The following is a 15937-nucleotide window of genomic DNA, read 5'->3' as shown; positions in this document are numbered from 1 at the left end:
CCCGGCCGGCCGTCACCGCACCGGAAACGTGGTGACCGCCGTGCTGCTGCTCCGGCCACCCGGGGTCTATCCGCCCCAGGGGGACACCGCGCTCCTGGCCGCCTGCGTGCGCCGGGAGCCGCTGGACGGCTCCAGCCGGGTGCTCGACCTCTGCACCGGGACGGGCGCCGTCGCGCTCGTGGCGGCCCGGGCGGGGGCGCGCGTCACCGCGGTGGACCTGTCCGCCCGCGCCGTCGCCACCGCCTGGCTCAACAGCCGCCTGCACCACCGGCGCGTCCGGGTGCGCCGGGGCGACCTGCTGGCCCCGGTGGCCGGCGGGAGCTACGACCTGATCACCGCGAACCCGCCGTACGTCCCGGTCCGCGCCGGGTCGGGCACCGCCGGCCGCGGCGCCGCCCTGGCCTGGGACGCCGGCCCGGACGGGCGGCTGGTCCTCGACCGGATCTGCCGGGAGGCGCCCGGTCTGCTCGCCCCCGGCGGCGTGCTGCTGGTGGTGCAGTCCGCGGTCGCGGACGTCCGCGCCACGCTCGTGCTGCTGCGCGCGGCCGGGTTGCGCGCGGAGGTGGCGGCGCATCGGCGGCAGGAGTTCGGTCCGGTGATGACCGCGCGGGCCGCCCTGTTCGAGCAGCGCGGGCTGATCCGGCCGGGCGAGCGCGCGGAGGAGCTGGTGGTGGTGCGCGGTGTCCTCGAACGCTGACCGGGCCGCGACCCGGGTGGTCGTCGTCCCGAACGGTCCGCTGCTGGTGGAGGGGCCGGTCGAGGTGGTCCTGCCGGACGGCACGGTGCGGGTCTCCGAGCGTCCGGTGGTGGCGCTGTGCGCCTGCCGCCGCAGCCGCACCTACCCGTTCTGCGACACCAGCCACCGGCGGCACAGCCGCCCGCCACGCGATACGGACGGGGTCGTCGGGCCGGCGTGAGCGCGGCGAGCCGCGACCGGCGGCACGCTCACCGCTCCTCCCCGCGGCCGTCGGCGCAGCGGCGGAGCACCGCGGAGGCGGCCGCCAGCGCCAGGGCCCAGCAGGCCGTGAGGCCCCACCGGAACGGGGCCGCCGACACCCCGAGGCCGGCGGCCAGCAGGCCCAGCGACAGCAGGGCGAGCCCGAGCACGGTCCGCGGCCGCAGTCCGCGCACCAGGTCCCAGGCGCGGCCGCGCAGACCGAGCCCGACGGTGCGCAGCAGCGGCTCCGGGGCCGGGTCGCGGCGCGGCCGACGTCCGGTTCCGCGCGCCCGCGCCCGCTCGTGTCCGACCATGCCGTCCGCCTCCTCGCCGTGCCGTCCCCCGTGGTCCGCCGCAGCGATTACCCCGGATGCGCGATCGCTAACGCCCGGGGCGCGGGCGCAGCCGGACGGCCAGCAGGCAGCCGTCCTCGTCGGCGTCGGGGCCGCCGAGCCGGGCGGCGAGGTGGTCCAGGCAGTCCGCCGGCGCGCGGCCGGCACACTCCTCGGCCGCGCGCAGCAGCCGGTCCGGGCGGGCGGTTGCGTCGTCCGGCCGGTTCAGCAGGCCGTCGGTCCAGAACAGCACGGTGTCCTCGGCGGGGCGCAGCGGTAGCACGGTGTCGGGGTAGCGGGTGTCCGGCTGGGCGCCGAGGGCGCTCCCGGTGGGGCCCTCGGCGAGGCCGGCGGTGGCGCCCCGGACCACGGCGGGCGGCGAGTGCCCGGCCGCGCTCCAGGTGAGGGTCGCCGACCCCGGGTCGAGCAGGCCGCACAGCACGCCGGCGGTCCGGCCGCCGCCCTGGTGGCAGAGCATCGTGTTGAGCCGTCCGAGCATCTCCCCCGGCCCCTGGCCGGTGTAGCAGAGGCCGTGCAGCGCGTACCGGAGTTCGGCCGTGCCGACGGCGGCGGTCAGGCCGTGGCCGCCGACCTCGCCGACGGCGAGCAGGATCCGGCCGTCGGCGAGCGCGGCCAGGTCGTACCAGTCGCCGCCGAGCCGGGGGCGGTCCCCGGCGGACAGGTGGCGGGCGGCGTGGTCGAGGACGGCGGGGTCGGGCTCGGGCGCCTGGGGCCCGGCCACCAGCGCGTTCTGCAGGGCCCGCACCGTACGGTGCTCGGCGCCGGCCCGGCGGCGCTGCTCGGCGAGCCGGGCCCGGGCGCCGGTCAGGGCCAGCTCGGTGCGGTGCCACCGGCTGACGTCCTGCAGGACTCCCCGGATCACCCGGGGGCGGCCGCTCTCCGGGTCCCCCGCCGCCTCCGCGGAGACCCGCACGGTGCGGGTGGCCTCGCCGGGCCGCTCGGCGTCGAACTGCAGGGCCGGCGTCCGCCGCCCGGCCAGCAGACGGCGCAGGAACAGCCGGGCCGCCGGGCGGTCGGCGGGGGGCACCCGGGCCACCAGTTCGGCCGGCCGGACCGGGTCGGTGCGGTCGGGGTCGAGGCCGAGCAGCCGCAGGGCCTCCCCGGACAGCTCCGGCGGCGCTCCGGGTGCCCACTCGAAGCTGCCCAGGCCGGCCAGCCGCTGCGCCCGGTGGAGCCGGGCCTCGCGCTCGGCACCGTGGTCGGGGTGCCAGGTGAGCAGTACGCCGTCCAGGAACGGTTCCGCCCGCAGGGCCAGCGTCCGGTCCGGCCCGGCGCCGGTGAAGTCCTCGGTCCGCCCCTCGTACCCGGTGCCGGTCGTCGCGGCCTGCAGGATCCGCGCGAAGTGCCCCGTCGCGACCAGTCCGGGGTGGAGTTCGCTCAGCCGCCGTCCGTCCGCCGCGCCGAGGCCGGCCGCGGCGTTGGCGTACCGGACCCGCAGGTCGGTGATCGCACCGCCGGGGACGGCCCCGCGCACGGCCGTGAGCACCAGGACGGGGTCGAACACGGCGTCCAGCACGGCGCGGAACCAGTGCTCGCCGCCGGGCACCGCCACCTCCGGCTCGTCCTCGCCCGTGCCGTCGAACCGCAGCAGGTGCCCCGCGACCAGCCCGGACAGCGCGTCCACGTACCGGGTCGCCGCGCGGGCCCGGGCGGCCGGTACGTCCCAGCCGAGGCTCATCGCGCCGATGACCCGCTCGCCGGAGCGCAGCGGCACGGCGCAGGCGCTGCGACCGGGGACGATCCGTCCGCTGCCCGGGGCCCGGCCGCCGCGGTGGCCGCGGTCGAACTCCCAGACCAGGCTGCCGCCGTGGGCGGCGGCCACCAGCGGCACGCCGGTCTCCGGCGGGACGCGCTGCCACTGGCTGACCCGCCGGGGCTCCACGCCGTGGCTGCCCACCAGGAGCAGCGCGCCGTCCGGCTCCAGGCGGCCCAGCACCACGGCGACGACGCCGACCGGGGCCAGGGCCACCTGGTGCAGCAGCCGGGCCAGCTCCTCGGGCGTCTCCGCGCTGGCCAGGGCCGAGGCCGCCAGGTGGTAGCGCGCGGCGAGGCCGGGCACCGCGGCGGCCGGGGCCGCCGTCGGCGGTCCGGGGGCGGGGGCGGGCGCGGCGGCGGGGACGAGCGGCTCCCGACGCGGCGAGGCGCCGGCGGCCGTGCGCCCGGGCTCCGCGTGGGGCTCCTTCACCGGCTCCCCCACCGGCTCCTTCGGGTCCGACAGCGGGGCGGCCAGGCCCACCAGTCCCGCGGCGATGTCCGCGAGCCGGCGGTTGGTGTCCTGCGAGAGCTGGACGAGGTGGTCGAACGCCTCCTCCGGCGTGCAGTCCAGCCGCTCGGCCAGCATGCCCTTGGCCTGTTCGATGACGCCCCTGGTCCGCATGGCCCGCCGAAGGCCCTCGGCCTCGGTGCGCAGCCGGTCGACGGCCTCCCGCAGCACGGCCGCGTCGTCGGGCGGGGCGGGCTGCTCGGCGCTCCGGTCCTCACGCACGGGCGGCCGCCACGTCCGGGCGGCGGCGCCGCACCGCGCGGGCGCGGCGGTCCCCGCCGAGCGGGACCGCCGTCCACCCGCTGGCCGCCAGAAAGTCCTTCATCCGGGCCGTCCTCGATGCCGGGCCCGGCCGCCCCCACCCGGGCATCCCCCCTCCCAGGCTAGGGGGTGTCCGACCGTTCCCGCCGGGTACGCGACGCCGGGCCGCGCAGTGCGCGGCCCGGTGGATGGGGAGAAGGGTACGTCCCGGTGCCCGACGACCTGCCCGAACGGCCCTACCTGCTCAAGGGCGACGACGGGCGGAAGCAGGGCCGACCTACGGCCCGCTCGGGCTCAGCCCCCTTCCTCGGCCCCCTCGGACTCCTCGGCCCAGCCGGGGGCGTCCAGGTCCTCCAGTTCCTGACGCAGCCAGGCCAGGGTGGCGCTGAGCAGCCGGGAGACGTGCATCTGCGACACGCCGATCCGCTCGGCGATCCGGGACTGCGTCAGGCCGTCCCAGAACCGCAGCTTGAGGACGGTCTGCTCGCGTTCGGGCAGCCGGGCCAGCAGCGGGCGGACGGCGATGCGGAAGTCGGCGAGTTCGATGCCGGGGTCGCAGCCGCCGAGGCGGTCGAGCAGGGCGCTGCCCGACTCGTCGGTGTCCTGGTCGCGCAGCGCGTCCAACGAGTTGGGGCGGTAGACCCGGCCCGCCGTCAGGCCTTCGGTGGCCTGCTCGACGGTGATGTGCAGGTCCTCGGCGATCTCCTCGGGCTGCGGCAGCCGGCCGAGTTCCTGCTCCAGGCGGTCCGAGCCGCGGGCGACGGACAGGTAGAGCTCCTGCATGCTGCGCGGCACCCGCACCGGCCACGAGGTGTCGCGGAAGAACCGCTTGATCTCACCGGTGATGGTCGGGATCGCGTAGGTGACGAACTCGACGCCGCGCTGCGGGTCGTAGCCGTCCACGGCCTTGATCAGCCCGATCGTGCCGACCTGCAGAATGTCGTCCAGGTCCTCGGCGCGGTGGCGGAAGCGGGCGGCGATGAAGCGCACCAGCGGCATGTTCAGCTCGATGATCGTGCCGCGGACGTAGCTGTACGCGTGGGTCTCCCGCGCCAGCCCGGAGAGCCGCTCGAACAGCGCGTCGCTCAGTTCGCGGGCCTCCGACTTCCCCATCCGGCGCAGTTCGGCGGCCGTCGGGCGCGGCGGCAGGTCGGACGGCAGGTCGGACGGCGGCAGGTCCGATGACACGAATTCCCGGTCGGTCGTTTCCAGGTGTTCCCGGTCGGTCGTTTCCAGGTGGGTGGACACTTGATCGCTCCTGGGCATGCGGGGCAACGCCCTGCGACGCGTGCGAACTCGCACCTCGTGCGTCGCGGACCTCTTCCCCCAGGACCTGTGCCCGGCTTCTTCAAGCGCGGTCCCGGTGGCACCGTCCACGGTGCGGGAGCAGCCGGGTCGGTCACGGCCGCTGCACCACTCGTTCTACCCCTGGATCCGGCTCCGAACACCCGTGCTGGTGTTTTTCCTGCGCCGTCGCCGATCATCGGCCGGACCGGCCGGGCGTCGAGCAGCCTCCGACCCGGCCGGTCAGGCCGGGCGCCCGAGGGGATCGGGCCACCCGGACGGCAGCGCGACCTCCAGCCACACCTGCTTGCCCCCGCCCTCGGGCGCGGAGCCCCAGGAGCGCGCGAGCCGTTCCACCACGCGCAGGCCGTGTCGGCCGGGGCGGCCCGGGTCGGCGTACGGGCGCAGCTCGGGCCGCACCGGGCTGGAGTCCGCGACCTCCACCCGCAGACGTCGCCCGTCCCACCTCAGCCGCAGCTCGTCCGGCCCGCCGCGGGTGTGCAGGCAGGCGTTGGTGACCAGCTCCGAGACCATCAGCACCACGTCCTCGACGACCGCCGGCCGTTCCCCGTCCGCGGCCGGCAGCCAGCGCCAGGACCGCAGTGCCTCCCGGCTGAAGTCACGGCCGGCCTGTACGGCGCCCGCCCGGCCGGCGAACACCAGCCGCCTGGTCTCGTCCCGGCCCGGGACCCGCCTGGGCAGCGGTACTCCGAACGGGTGCGGTGCCCCGATCGGCCCCGGCAGCGGCACTCGTCCGTAGCAGTCCATGCCCGGCCTCCTCACCTCGGCCCGGACGACGACTCGGCGCGCACCCCGCCCGCCGGGTCGTCGTCCGGTTTCCCCGCCGGCGGTCACGTTCCGCACCGGCCCCTCGTCCGGCACCGGGCCACGCAGCCCGCCGGGCCCGTGCTCACCGGTGGTCGCGCGGGCTCCCGTCGCCCGTCTCCGTACGGGCGCCGGCCGCGCCGGCGGACCGCCCTGCCACCCCCCGCGCCGGACCGGGCCGTTGCCCGGTGCCGACGGGGAGGGCTCGGGGGTGAACGGGTGCACCGCCTCGTCGTCCATGACCGACGCCTGCCCGGGCCGGCCCCGGCTACACGCCCCCTCCCGCGGGAAACGGGAGCACCGACCCCGGCCCGTACGGACGGACCTCCGGCGGGATTGGAACGGCCTCCGCCCGGCAAAACGCCCCTCATGCGGATCGACACACCTGCCGGCCCGCGCCCCGGGACCACCGGCGCCGCCCCCGCCGCGGCGGTGCGGTGAGGCGGGCGCGACCGTGGACCCGGCACAGGCGCTGCGGCGGATCGCCTTCCTCCTGGAGTGGCAGGGCGCCTCGCCCTACCGGGTGCGGGCGTTCCACACCGCGGCCGAGGCCGTCCGCGGACTGCCGCCCGGCCCGGTGGACGCCGACGGCGTCCGCCGCCTGCGGGGCGTCGGACCGGTGACCGCCGCGGTGATCGCCGAGGCCTCGGCCGGCGCGACACCGTCGTACCTCGCCCGGCTGGAGGCCGAGGCCGGACCGGCCGCGTCCGCCGGGTGGGCCCTGCTGGCGGCCGCCCGGGGCGACTGCCACCTGCACTCCGACTGGTCCGACGGCGGCCATCCGTTCGAGGAGATGGCCGGCGCCGCCCGCGACCTCGGGCACGACTGGGCGGTGCTCACCGACCACTCCCCCCGGCTGACCATCGCCAACGGCCTCTCCCCCGACCGGCTGCGCCGCCAGCTCGACGCGGTGGCGGCCTGGAACTCCGGCAACGGGCCGTTCCGGCTGCTGACCGGGATCGAGTGCGACATCCTGGAGGACGGCTCCCTGGACCAGCAGCCCGACCTGCTCGACCGGCTCGACGTGGTGGTGGCCTCCGTGCACTCGAAGCTGCGCTCCGACCCCGGACCGATGACGGCCCGGATGCTGGCGGCGGTCCGCGCGCCCCGCACGAACGTCCTCGGGCACTGCACCGGCCGGATCGTCACCGGCCGCGGCCGCCCGCCGTCCCGGTTCGACGCCGAGGCGGTGTTCGCGGCCTGCGCCGCCGGCGGGACGGCGGTGGAGATCAACTGCCGCCCCGAGCGCCGCGATCCGCCCGACGACCTGCTGGGCCTGGCCGCCGCGGCGGGCTGCCTGTTCGCCGTCGACACCGACGCCCACGCACCCGACCAGCTGCACTGGCTCAGCTCCGGCTACGCCCGCGCGGCCCGCTTCGGCCTCGGCCCCGAACGGCTGGTCACCACCTGGCCGCGCGAACGGCTGCTGGCCTGGACGGGCCGGGCCGGCGGCTGATCAGCCCCCGCCCGGCGCGGTCTTCCCCGCCCGCCCCGGCGCCGCCCTCCGGCCCGGCCGCCGCGGTTCGACGTACTCGACCAGCTGCATCATGCCGAGGTCCTCGTGCTGGAGCTGGTGGCAGTGCAGGACGGTGCGGCCGGTGAAGTCCTCGTACCTGACCAGGAAGGTGACGGTGTCGCCGGGCCTGCCGCCGGCCAGGTCGACGGTGTCCTGCCACACCGGCGGGTCGAGCCGCTCGCCGTTGCGGTGGGTGACCAGCACGTGGTTGGTGTGCAGGTGGAAGGGGTGGTGGAAGACCGGCTGGGTGTCGTCGGTGCGCAGGGTCCACCGCTCGACGGCCCCGAGTTCCAGGGTGTGGTTGACGTACTCGGGGTCGAACATGCCGTAGGCGGGGTCGCGCGTGAGGTCGACGCCGCCCCCGTCGCCGTCGTCCGTGGTGCCGCCGTCCGGGGTGCCGGCGGCCGGGGTGCCGGCGGCCGGGGTCGGGTGGCTGCCGAGGATGCGGTAGGCGTTGGGGTACGGCCGCTCGAAGACGCCCGGGTCGACGTGGAAGACCACCGTGCGGTCCCCGTCGGGGTTGACGATGTCGTCCTCGTCGAGGAAGGGCTTGCCCTGTGGCAGGGCGGTCGGCAGCTCCATCGGCGGCTCGACGGCCTCCCCCGCCACCGCGACCGTCATCAGCGGGTCGAAGACCCCCTGGGCGCGCAGTTCGTACGTCCCGGCCTCGCCGCCGCGCACCAGCACGTCGGCCCGGCTGCCGGGCGCCAGCTGCACCGTCCCGGCGGCGACCGGCACGGCGAAGGTCACGCCGTCCCGCGCGATCTGGTGCATCGTCATCTCCGTGTCCTCGCGCACCAGTTGGAGCTCCAGCGTGGTGAACCCGGTGGCCGCCACCAGCCGCCACCGCTGGACCTCGCCGGGGCGCAGCACGAGTCCGGGGTTGACCTCGCCGTTGACGGTGAAGGTCGACGGGGCGCCGGTGAGCGAGTTGTCGGCGGTGAACTCGGGGACCGCGCCGTCCCGGAGCCGGAGTTCGTTGACGCAGACCACGAGGTCGGCGGCGGCCGCGATCTCCGGCACCTCGTCGACGTCGCCCTCGACGACGATGACCCCGGCCATCCCCCCGCCGATCTGCTCCGCGGTGGCCCCGTGCGCGTGCGGGTGGTACCAGTAGGTGCCGGCCGGGTGGTCGGCCGGGATCTCGATGACGGTCAGGTACTCCGGCTCGTCGGCGCCGGCCTCGACCTCCTCGGCCGTGCGCGGCGCGAACTCGCGCAGCACGTTGTCGGCGCGCCCGGACGGGGAGACGTGCATCCCGTGGGTGTGCAGGTTGAAGCTGTTCGCGCGGTGCGGGCGGTTGTGGCCGCCGCTGTACGGCGGGTTGGGCGGCAGGCCGTTGACCTGGGTGAGCCGCAGGGTGTCTCCGCCGCGCACCCGCAGGGTCGGTCCGGGGATGGTGCCGTTGTAGGTGCGCGTGGTGACGGTGCCGTAGCCCGGGACGCTGGTCTCGGTGAACCGCACGTCGAGCGTCTGGTCGAGCACCGCCCGCCCGGCCCCAAGGGCCCTTCGCGGACTCCGGACGACCGGCTGCGGGAAGGGGGCCGCCGCCGCCAGCGCGGGCCGGGCGAGGATCCCGTCGGAGGCCGCCATGAGGACGGCGGCCGCGGGGAGGGCCTTGAGCATCGATCGGCGACTGATTCCGACATTTTCTCTCATAGCCGGGCAATGTAGGTCGACTTCCGGACACCCGCGCTCAGGCACACCGCGCACCGCCGGGCGGTTGGGCCTTCCGTACCAGCCTAGGAGCGCTCCGGATGGGTCAGGTTGGCCCCGTCGCGGGGGTCGAAGACGTGGATGCGCGTGGTGTCCACCCACAGCTCCAGCGGCCCGCCCTCGGCGGCCCGGGTGGCGGGGTTCAACCGGGCGACCGCCCCGTGCTCCCGCATGCCGGTGTCGGCCCGGCCCGAGTCGGCGGCGAGTTCGGCGAGTTCCTCGGTCGCCGCCGGTCCGCCCTCCTGCGCGAAGTGGACGAAGACGTCCGAGCCGACCGACTCGCGGACCTCGACGGTCACGGTGACGGTGATCCCGCCGGCGTGCCGCTCGGACAGGGCGGCGTCCTCGAAGTCCTCGGGGCGGATGCCGACGATCAGTTCGCGCGGCGCGTCCGCGCGCTCCAGGGCGCGCCGGGTGCGGTCGTCCAGCGGCAGGTCGCCCAACGGCGTGCGCAGGGCGCCCTGCTCCAGCGCGGCGCCGAGGAAGTTCATCCCGGGCGAGCCGATGAACCCGGCGACGAAGAGGTTCACCGGCTCGTCGTACAGCTCCTGCGGCGAGCCGACCTGCTGGACGACGCCGGAGCGCATCACCACCACCCGGTCGCCGAGCGTCATCGCCTCGACCTGGTCGTGGGTGACGTAGACGGTGGTGGTGCCCAGGCGGCGCTGGAGGGCGGCGATCTGGGTGCGCATCTGCACCCGGAGCTTGGCGTCCAGGTTGGACAGCGGTTCGTCCATCAGGAAGGCCTTGGGGTCGCGGACGATCGCCCGCCCCATCGCGACCCGCTGGCGCTGCCCGCCGGAGAGGTTGGCGGGCTTGCGGTCCAGGTGCCGGGTCAGGTCCAGGATCCGGGCGGCCTCCTCCACCTTGGCGGCGATGGTCGACTTGTCGACCTTGGCCAGGCGCAGCGCGAAGCCCATGTTGTCGCGCACGCTCATGTGCGGGTAGAGGGCGTAGCTCTGGAAGACCATCGCGATGTCGCGGTCCTTGGGCGCGCGGTCGTTGACCACCTGCCCGGCGATCCGCAGGGTGCCCTCGGTGATGTCCTCCAGCCCGGCGATCATGTTGAGCGTGGTGGACTTGCCGCAGCCGGACGGGCCGACCAGGATCACGAACTCGCCGTCGGCGATGGTGAGGTTGACGCCGTGGACGGCGAGGGCGCCGTCGGGGTAGCGCTTGGTGATGCCGTCGAGGACGATCTCGGCCACGATCCGCCTTCCTGGTCCGCCGGGTGCGGCGGGCTCATCCGTCGGGCCCGGGACCGGGTCCCGCGTCCGTCTCAACCCTTGACTGCGCCGGCGGTCAGCCCGGCGACGATGCGGCGCTGGAACAGCAGCACGAACACCACGATCGGGATCGTGATGACCACGGCGGCGGCCGCGATCGAGCCGGTCGGCTGCTCGAACTGGGAGCTCCCGGTGAAGAAGGCGATCGCGGCCGGGACCGTCCGGGCCGAGGTGGTGGAGGTCAGCGAGATCGCGAACAGGAAGTCGTTCCAGCAGAAGATGAACACCAGGATCCCGGTGGTGAACACGCCCGGGGCCGCCAGCGGCGCGATGACCAGCCGGAACGCCTGCCACGGCGTGGCGCCGTCCACCTTGGCCGCCTTCTCCAGGTCCCAGGGGATCTCCCGGAAGAACGCCGAGAGCGTGTAGATCGCCAGCGGCAGCGAGAAGGTCATGTACGGGATGATCAGCCCGGGCCAGGTGTCGAACAGGCCGAGCACCCGCTCGATGTCGAACAGCGGCGAGACCAGCGAGATCGGCGGGAACATCGCGATCAGCAGGGACACCCCGATCAGCAGCCGCTTGCCGGGGAAGCGCAGCCGGGCCACCGCGTACGCGGCCATGGTGCCGAGCACGACGGCGACGGTGGTGGCGATCACCGCGATGCCGACCGAGTTGACCAGGGCGCGGGTGAACTCCGAGGTCTGGAAGATGCCCCGGTAGTTGGCCAGGGTCCACCGGCGGGGCACGAAGTCGCCGTCGGAGAGGGTGCTCGGGTCCTTGAAGGAGAGCGCCACGATCCACCAGACCGGAAAGAGCGCGTAGAGCACGACCACCAGGTTGGCGACGCCCCAGCCGGTCAGGGTCCGGGTGTGCCGGCCGCTCATCGCCGCTCCGGTTCCGCGCCGGGTGCGGCCGTGCCGAACAGCTTGACGAAGACCACGGCGATCAGTGCCACGCAGACGAAGATCAGCACCGAGATCGCCGAGCCGATGCCCAGGTTGAGCGCGGTGAACAGGTTGTCGTAGCCGAGGATCGACACCGAGCCGGTGTCGTTGGAGCCGCCGGTCAGCACGTAGACGTTGTCGAAGATCCGGAACGCGTCCAGGGTGCGGAACAGCAGCGCCACCAGGATCGCCGGCTTCATCAGCGGCAGGACCACCAGCCGCAGCCGCTGCCCGGGACTCGCGCCGTCCACCATCGCCGCCCGGACGGTCTCCTCCGGGACGAGGGCCAGTCCGGCGAGCAGCAGCAGCGCCATGAACGGGGTGGTCTTCCACACCTCCGCGAGGATGATCAGACCGACGGCCGGCCACTGCTCGGTCAGCGGGGCGCTGCCCTCCGGCAGCAGGGCGGCCAGGTAGCCGGTGCCCGGCGTCCAGGCGTACTGCCAGGAGTAGGCCGCGACCACCGTGACGATCCCGTACGGCACCAGCACCGCGGTGCGCACCGTGCCACGCCCGAAGACCGTACGGTGCATCACCAGCGCGAGCGCCAGGCCGAGCACCAGCTCGACGGCCACCGACACCACGGTGACCAGCACGGTGACGCCGAGCGCCTGCCACCACACCGGCGAGGCCAGCACCGCGCCGTAGTTGGCGAGCCCGACCCAGTGCGCCTGTTCGGGGAAGCGCAGGTCGTAGCGCTGCAGGGACAGGTAGACGGCGTAGCCGATCGGATAGGCGGTGACGGCCAGCATCACGATCACCGCGGGGGCGCACAGCAGCAGGCCCAGCCGGCGCTCCTGGCGGGCGCCGCTCGACGGCCCGGCGGGTGCCGGTACGGCTGCGGCGGCGGTCTCGGTGGACGGTGTCACGGGATCAGCCCCTTCGAACCGAGGGCGTCCCGGATCTGCCCGCGGAGGTCGGCCACGTCCTTCTCCGGGCGGATGCCGCCCGGCGGGGAGAGGGTGTGCGAGACGGCGATGGAGACGTTCTGGTAGGCCGGGGTCTGCGGGCGCACGCTGGCGGAGTCGAGGGCGGCCAGCACGTCGGCGGCGAACGGGTAGCTGGCGGTGAGCTCGGCCGTCCCGTACAGGCTGCGCAGCGAGGGCGGCAGGCCGCCCTCCAGCGCGTTGGTGAGCTGGTTGTCCCGGTCGCGCAGGCAGAGGGTGGCCTCGGCGGCGAGGTCGGGGTGCCGGCCGTAGGCGCCCACCGCGAGGTCGATCCCGCCGATGGTGACGCTGGCGGGCCGGTCGGCGCTCACCGCCGGGTACGGGGCCCAGCGGAAGTGCGGGAACAGCTCCGGCCGGTTGGCCTTCATCGACGGGTAGACGAAGGGGTAGTTGAGTTCGAAGGCGGCCGTACCGGACTCCATGGCGAGCCGGTTCTGGTCCTCCATCTGGTTCGGCAGCGAGGGGTCGGCGGCCACGGACGCCGCCAGGTCGCGCATCACCCCGGCGGCCGTGACGGCGGGCGCCCCGAGCGAGGGCGCCTGGGCGTCCGGGGTGAGGATCGAGCCGCCCGCGCTGGTGACCAGCGTGTTGAACCAGACCGTCAGCCCCTCGTACTGGGCGCCCTGGACCTCGACCAGGTGCGGCTTGCCCTCGCGGGCCAGCCCCTGCGCCAGGGCGAGCATCTGCGCCCAGGTCCGGGGCGGGGTCGGCACCAGGTCGTCGCGGTACCAGAGCAGCTGGGTGTTGGAGTTGTACGGCACCGCGTACAGCCGGTCCCGCCAGGTCGCGGTCCGCACCGCCGCGTCCAGGGTGTCGGCGGTGGCCCGCTCGCGCATCTCCCCCGTCCACTCGCGGATCCAGCCGGCCTCGGCGAACTCGGCGGGCCAGGTGACGTCCAGGCCCAGGATGTCCACGTCGGCGTCGTGCGCCGCCATCCGGCGCACCAGCTGCTGGCGCTGGCCGTCGGCGCCCCGGGGCAGCTTGTGGTAGCGGATCGCGTAGCGGCCGCCGGACTGCCGCCCGCAGCGGTCGGCGGCCTGCTGGAGGGCGCCCGAGTCGTCCGGGAAGTTGTACCAGTTCAGGGTCACCGGGCCGCCGCTCCCGCCGCCCCCGCAGCCCGCCAGGGCGGAGGCGAGCACGGCCAGTCCGGCGGCGGCGCTCGCCCACCGCGAGCGGAAAGCGGGAACCCTCGGCATCGTTCTCCCGGGCTGGGACGGACGGTCCGGCCGACCCTAGCCCGGGCACCCCCGCCTGACCCGGGCGCGCCGCGCCGCCGGACGGCCGACCAGCCGGACGGCGGAACCGGCACCCGCACCGGCACCGGCGTGGCCACCCTCCGTACGGCCGGCCGGCGCCGGGAGGCGCCGGCCGGGGGCGGCGCGGATACTGGGCCGCACCGGAACCTCCGCAGGCCGCGGGCCGTACGGGACGCCTGGCCCGGGATGCCTGGACCGGAATGCCTGACACCTTACGGAGCACACCGTGACCGGACCCACCGGACCCGTCGTCGTCGGATTCGACGGCTCGCCCCCGAGCCTGGCCGCCGCCGCCTGGGCCGCCCGCGAGGCGCAGCGCCGCGGCCTGCGGCTGGACGTCCTCCAGGCCTGGCGCCGGCCGAAGCACCTCCCGCCGGGGACCAGCTCCGGCGACCATCCGGTCCTGGCGCAACTCGCCGACCACGAGGGCGAGTTGCGGGCCCTCGCGCCGGAGGTGGCGGTCGCCGCCACCTCCGTGGCCGGCGATCCCGTCGAGGCGCTGGAGGCGGCCTCCCGGGAGGCCGCCGTCCTGGTGCTCGGCTCGCGCGGGCTGGGCACGCTGCGTGGGTTCCTGGTCGGCTCGGTCAGCCAGGAGGTGCTGCGCCGGGCGGCCTGCCCCGTGGTGCTGGTCCGCGCCGACGCGGAGGAGCCCGCCGGCCCGGTGACGGTCGGCCTGGACCTGGGCCGCCCCGCGGAGGCCGTGCTGGCCTTCGCCTTCGAGTCCGCCGCGGTCCGCTCCGCGCCGCTGCGGGTGGTGCACGTCTGGTCGCCGCCGGCCGGCAGCGAGCACATGGCGTACGGGGCGATCGGCGGCCTCGAGGGCGAGGCGTCCGCGGCCGAGAGCAGCGGGCTCGAACAGGCCCTGGCACCCTGGCGGGCCGGGCACCCCGAGGTGGAGGTGACCACCGAGCTGGTCCGGGGCAAGCCCGCCGTCGGCCTGGTCGACGCCGCGGCGACGGCCCGGCTGCTGGTCGTCGGCCGCCGCCTGCGGCGGCTGCCGCTGCTCCACCACCACCTCGGCCCGGTGGCGCACGCCGCGATCCACCACGTGCACTGCCCGGTGGCGGTCGTCCCGTACGACTGACCAGGACGGCGGGCGCGCTACAGTCCGGTCCCATGAGTGAGTCCGTACGCCCGCCCTTCGGGAACTTCGACACCGCCGTGGCCGCGCTGGACCTCGGCGCGGACCTCGCCGCGCCCGTCGCCGACGCGCTGAAGGACTGGGCCGCGCCCGGGGCGGCCGCCTCGGTGCTCCATGTGGACAGCGACCCGGCGCACGCGGACACCGCCGTGTTCTGCGCCGCCTACGACGTGCCGCCGGAGCTGTCCGCGAACTGCGTGGTGGTCGCCGCCAAGCGCGCCGGCGAGGTGACCCTGGCCGCGTGCCTGGCGCTCGCCACCACGCGCGTGGACGTCAACCGGGCCGTGCGCACCCACCTGGGCGCGCGCAAGGCGTCCTTCGCGCCGATGGACACCGCGGTCGAGCTGACCGGCATGGAGTACGGCGGGATCACCCCCGTCGGGCTACCCGCCGGCTGGCCGCTGCTGATCGACGAGGCGGTGGCCGCGGCCCCGTACGTCCTGGTCGGCAGCGGCCGACGGCGGGGCAAGCTGATCCTGCCCGGGTGGGCCCTGGCCGAACTGCCGGGCGCCCGGGTGCTGCCGGGGCTGGCCGGCTGACCCGTCGGACCGGTCGGACTGGTTGACCGGTCGACCGGTCCGACTGCCGCTGGAGCCGCCCCGCGAACGGCCGCTCCGGAGCCGACCTCCCCGGCGCACCGGGCCCCGACCCGGCGGAGGCCGGGCGGGACGGCCCGGAACCGTCCCGCCCGGCCTCCGCCGTGGTTCGGACACCGCGGGGCCCGCCCACCGGTCCGGACACCACGGGGTTCGACCCGCCGCCCCCGGACCACCCGTCCGGGGGCTGCCGTCACGCCTCCAGCACCAGCCGCAGGAGGTCCCGCAGGGACTCGCGCTGGTCCTCGCCGAGCCGGGCCAGCGGGTCGCCGGCGAAGGGCATCCGGGCGCGCAGGTCGGCGGCGACCGCACGCCCGGCGGCGGTGGCGGCGACGTGCTTGACCCGGCGGTCGCCCGGGTCGACGCTGCGCTCGACCAGGCCCCGGGCCTCCAGCCGGTCGATGATCACGGTCACGTTGGACGGCTCCGCGTGCAGCCGCTCGGCGATCCGGCGGGTCGGGACCGGCGCCTCGGCCGCCAGCAGCGCCTTGGCCTGCAGCGGAGTCAGGTCGTGGACCGCCGCGGCGGCCTCGGACTCCCGGCCGTAGCGGCGGTTGACGGCCGCGAAGAGCCCGACGATCTCCCTGGTGAGGTCATCCGATGGGTGGGACATGACCACCAGGGTAGCCAGATGCTTGACAGAGTGAAATGTCAGGCCACATAGTTATG

The 15937-nt window shown here is 75.8% G+C and carries 15 protein-coding genes; 5 read left to right on the top strand and 10 right to left on the bottom strand.

What is annotated here, in order from left to right:
* The first annotated feature begins 31 nt into the window (after positions 1 to 31).
* Together ACFY0X_RS00710 and ACFY0X_RS00705 are read left to right on the top strand one after the other, a co-directional pair.
* On the top strand, positions 32 to 697 hold the full coding sequence (locus ACFY0X_RS00710; RefSeq protein WP_387747270.1) for a HemK2/MTQ2 family protein methyltransferase: 666 nt from the start codon (positions 32 to 34) through the stop codon (positions 695 to 697).
* Positions 681 to 917 (top strand): CDGSH iron-sulfur domain-containing protein, encoded by a 237-nt coding sequence (locus ACFY0X_RS00705; protein ID WP_387747268.1) that lies wholly within the window; start codon positions 681 to 683, stop codon positions 915 to 917. The genes ACFY0X_RS00710 and ACFY0X_RS00705 overlap by 17 nt, the downstream gene beginning before the upstream one ends.
* Before the next feature lie 28 nt (positions 918 to 945).
* Here ACFY0X_RS00705 and ACFY0X_RS00700 read toward each other — a convergent pair whose 3' ends face one another.
* The 4 genes from ACFY0X_RS00700 to ACFY0X_RS00685 all read right to left on the bottom strand — a co-directional run bounded on the left by ACFY0X_RS00700 (position 946) and on the right by ACFY0X_RS00685 (position 5866).
* The gene (locus ACFY0X_RS00700) at positions 946 to 1251 is read right to left on the bottom strand and encodes a hypothetical protein (protein WP_387747266.1); all 306 of its coding nucleotides are present in this window, start codon (positions 1249 to 1251) and stop codon (positions 946 to 948) included.
* A 67-nt stretch (positions 1252 to 1318) separates the two neighbouring features.
* Complete coding sequence (locus ACFY0X_RS00695) at positions 1319 to 3775, bottom strand: SpoIIE family protein phosphatase (protein ID WP_387747264.1); 2457 nt, start codon at positions 3773 to 3775, stop codon at positions 1319 to 1321.
* A gap of 333 nt (positions 3776 to 4108) precedes the next feature.
* Complete coding sequence (locus tag ACFY0X_RS00690) at positions 4109 to 5080, bottom strand: SigB/SigF/SigG family RNA polymerase sigma factor (protein ID WP_387747262.1); 972 nt, start codon at positions 5078 to 5080, stop codon at positions 4109 to 4111.
* A 261-nt stretch (positions 5081 to 5341) separates the two neighbouring features.
* On the bottom strand, positions 5342 to 5866 hold the full coding sequence (locus tag ACFY0X_RS00685; RefSeq protein ID WP_387747260.1) for an ATP-binding protein: 525 nt from the start codon (positions 5864 to 5866) through the stop codon (positions 5342 to 5344).
* Positions 5867 to 6377: 511 nt separating this feature from the next.
* On the opposite strand from ACFY0X_RS00685, the gene ACFY0X_RS00680 reads away from it, so the two are divergent.
* Positions 6378 to 7379 carry a PHP domain-containing protein gene (locus ACFY0X_RS00680; protein WP_387747258.1) on the top strand — a complete coding sequence of 334 codons (1002 nt, stop codon included), beginning with the start codon at positions 6378 to 6380 and terminating at the stop codon, positions 7377 to 7379.
* On the opposite strand, the gene ACFY0X_RS00675 is transcribed toward ACFY0X_RS00680, so the two are convergent.
* The 5 genes from ACFY0X_RS00675 to ACFY0X_RS00655 form a co-directional block, all read right to left on the bottom strand.
* Positions 7380 to 9065 carry a multicopper oxidase family protein gene (locus ACFY0X_RS00675; protein ID WP_387747256.1) on the bottom strand — a complete coding sequence of 562 codons (1686 nt, stop codon included), beginning with the start codon at positions 9063 to 9065 and terminating at the stop codon, positions 7380 to 7382.
* A gap of 116 nt (positions 9066 to 9181) precedes the next feature.
* Entirely contained in the window at positions 9182 to 10363 is a 1182-nt protein-coding gene (locus ACFY0X_RS00670; RefSeq protein WP_387747254.1) for an ABC transporter ATP-binding protein, read from the bottom strand.
* A gap of 71 nt (positions 10364 to 10434) precedes the next feature.
* Positions 10435 to 11268, bottom strand: coding sequence for a carbohydrate ABC transporter permease (locus ACFY0X_RS00665; RefSeq protein ID WP_387747252.1), 834 nt, complete (start codon positions 11266 to 11268; stop codon positions 10435 to 10437).
* On the bottom strand, positions 11265 to 12197 hold the full coding sequence (locus ACFY0X_RS00660; RefSeq protein WP_387747250.1) for a carbohydrate ABC transporter permease: 933 nt from the start codon (positions 12195 to 12197) through the stop codon (positions 11265 to 11267). Before ACFY0X_RS00660 ends, ACFY0X_RS00665 begins: the two co-directional genes overlap by 4 nt.
* Positions 12194 to 13471, bottom strand: coding sequence for an ABC transporter substrate-binding protein (locus ACFY0X_RS00655; RefSeq protein WP_387747248.1), 1278 nt, complete (start codon positions 13469 to 13471; stop codon positions 12194 to 12196). Before ACFY0X_RS00655 ends, ACFY0X_RS00660 begins: the two co-directional genes overlap by 4 nt.
* Positions 13472 to 13757: 286 nt before the next feature.
* On the opposite strand from ACFY0X_RS00655, the gene ACFY0X_RS00650 reads away from it, so the two are divergent.
* Together ACFY0X_RS00650 and ACFY0X_RS00645 are read left to right on the top strand one after the other, a co-directional pair.
* Positions 13758 to 14615 (top strand): universal stress protein, encoded by an 858-nt coding sequence (locus tag ACFY0X_RS00650; RefSeq protein ID WP_387747246.1) that lies wholly within the window; start codon positions 13758 to 13760, stop codon positions 14613 to 14615.
* A gap of 32 nt (positions 14616 to 14647) precedes the next feature.
* Positions 14648 to 15211, top strand: coding sequence for a YbaK/EbsC family protein (locus tag ACFY0X_RS00645; protein ID WP_387747244.1), 564 nt, complete (start codon positions 14648 to 14650; stop codon positions 15209 to 15211).
* 250 nt (positions 15212 to 15461) lie between these two features.
* Here ACFY0X_RS00645 and ACFY0X_RS00640 read toward each other — a convergent pair whose 3' ends face one another.
* Complete coding sequence (locus ACFY0X_RS00640; RefSeq protein ID WP_387747242.1) at positions 15462 to 15881, bottom strand: MarR family winged helix-turn-helix transcriptional regulator; 420 nt, start codon at positions 15879 to 15881, stop codon at positions 15462 to 15464.
* Positions 15882 to 15937 lie beyond the last annotated feature (56 nt).

The sequence above is a fragment of the Kitasatospora sp. NPDC001547 genome (genome assembly GCF_042894165.1).
Classification (GTDB): domain Bacteria; phylum Actinomycetota; class Actinomycetes; order Streptomycetales; family Streptomycetaceae; genus Kitasatospora.
The sequence above is the reverse complement of the archived record's forward strand: the minus strand, read 5'-3'. Positions and strand labels throughout refer to the sequence as shown.

Bases quoted from the DNA above. Each gene is read 5' to 3' on its own strand.
- ACFY0X_RS00700 (WP_387747266.1), bottom strand. From the start codon at position 1,251: ATGGTCGGACACGAGCGGGCGCGGGCGCGCGGAACCGGACGTCGGCCG.
- ACFY0X_RS00665 (WP_387747252.1), bottom strand. From the start codon at position 11,268: ATGAGCGGCCGGCACACCCGGACCCTGACCGGCTGGGGCGTCGCCAAC.
- ACFY0X_RS00655 (WP_387747248.1), bottom strand. From the start codon at position 13,471: ATGCCGAGGGTTCCCGCTTTCCGCTCGCGGTGGGCGAGCGCCGCCGCC.
- ACFY0X_RS00675 (WP_387747256.1), bottom strand. From the start codon at position 9,065: ATGCTCAAGGCCCTCCCCGCGGCCGCCGTCCTCATGGCGGCCTCCGAC.
- ACFY0X_RS00640 (WP_387747242.1), bottom strand. From the start codon at position 15,881: ATGTCCCACCCATCGGATGACCTCACCAGGGAGATCGTCGGGCTCTTC.
- ACFY0X_RS00645 (WP_387747244.1), top strand. From the start codon at position 14,648: ATGAGTGAGTCCGTACGCCCGCCCTTCGGGAACTTCGACACCGCCGTG.
- ACFY0X_RS00685 (WP_387747260.1), bottom strand. From the start codon at position 5,866: ATGGACTGCTACGGACGAGTGCCGCTGCCGGGGCCGATCGGGGCACCG.
- ACFY0X_RS00690 (WP_387747262.1), bottom strand. From the start codon at position 5,080: ATGCCCAGGAGCGATCAAGTGTCCACCCACCTGGAAACGACCGACCGG.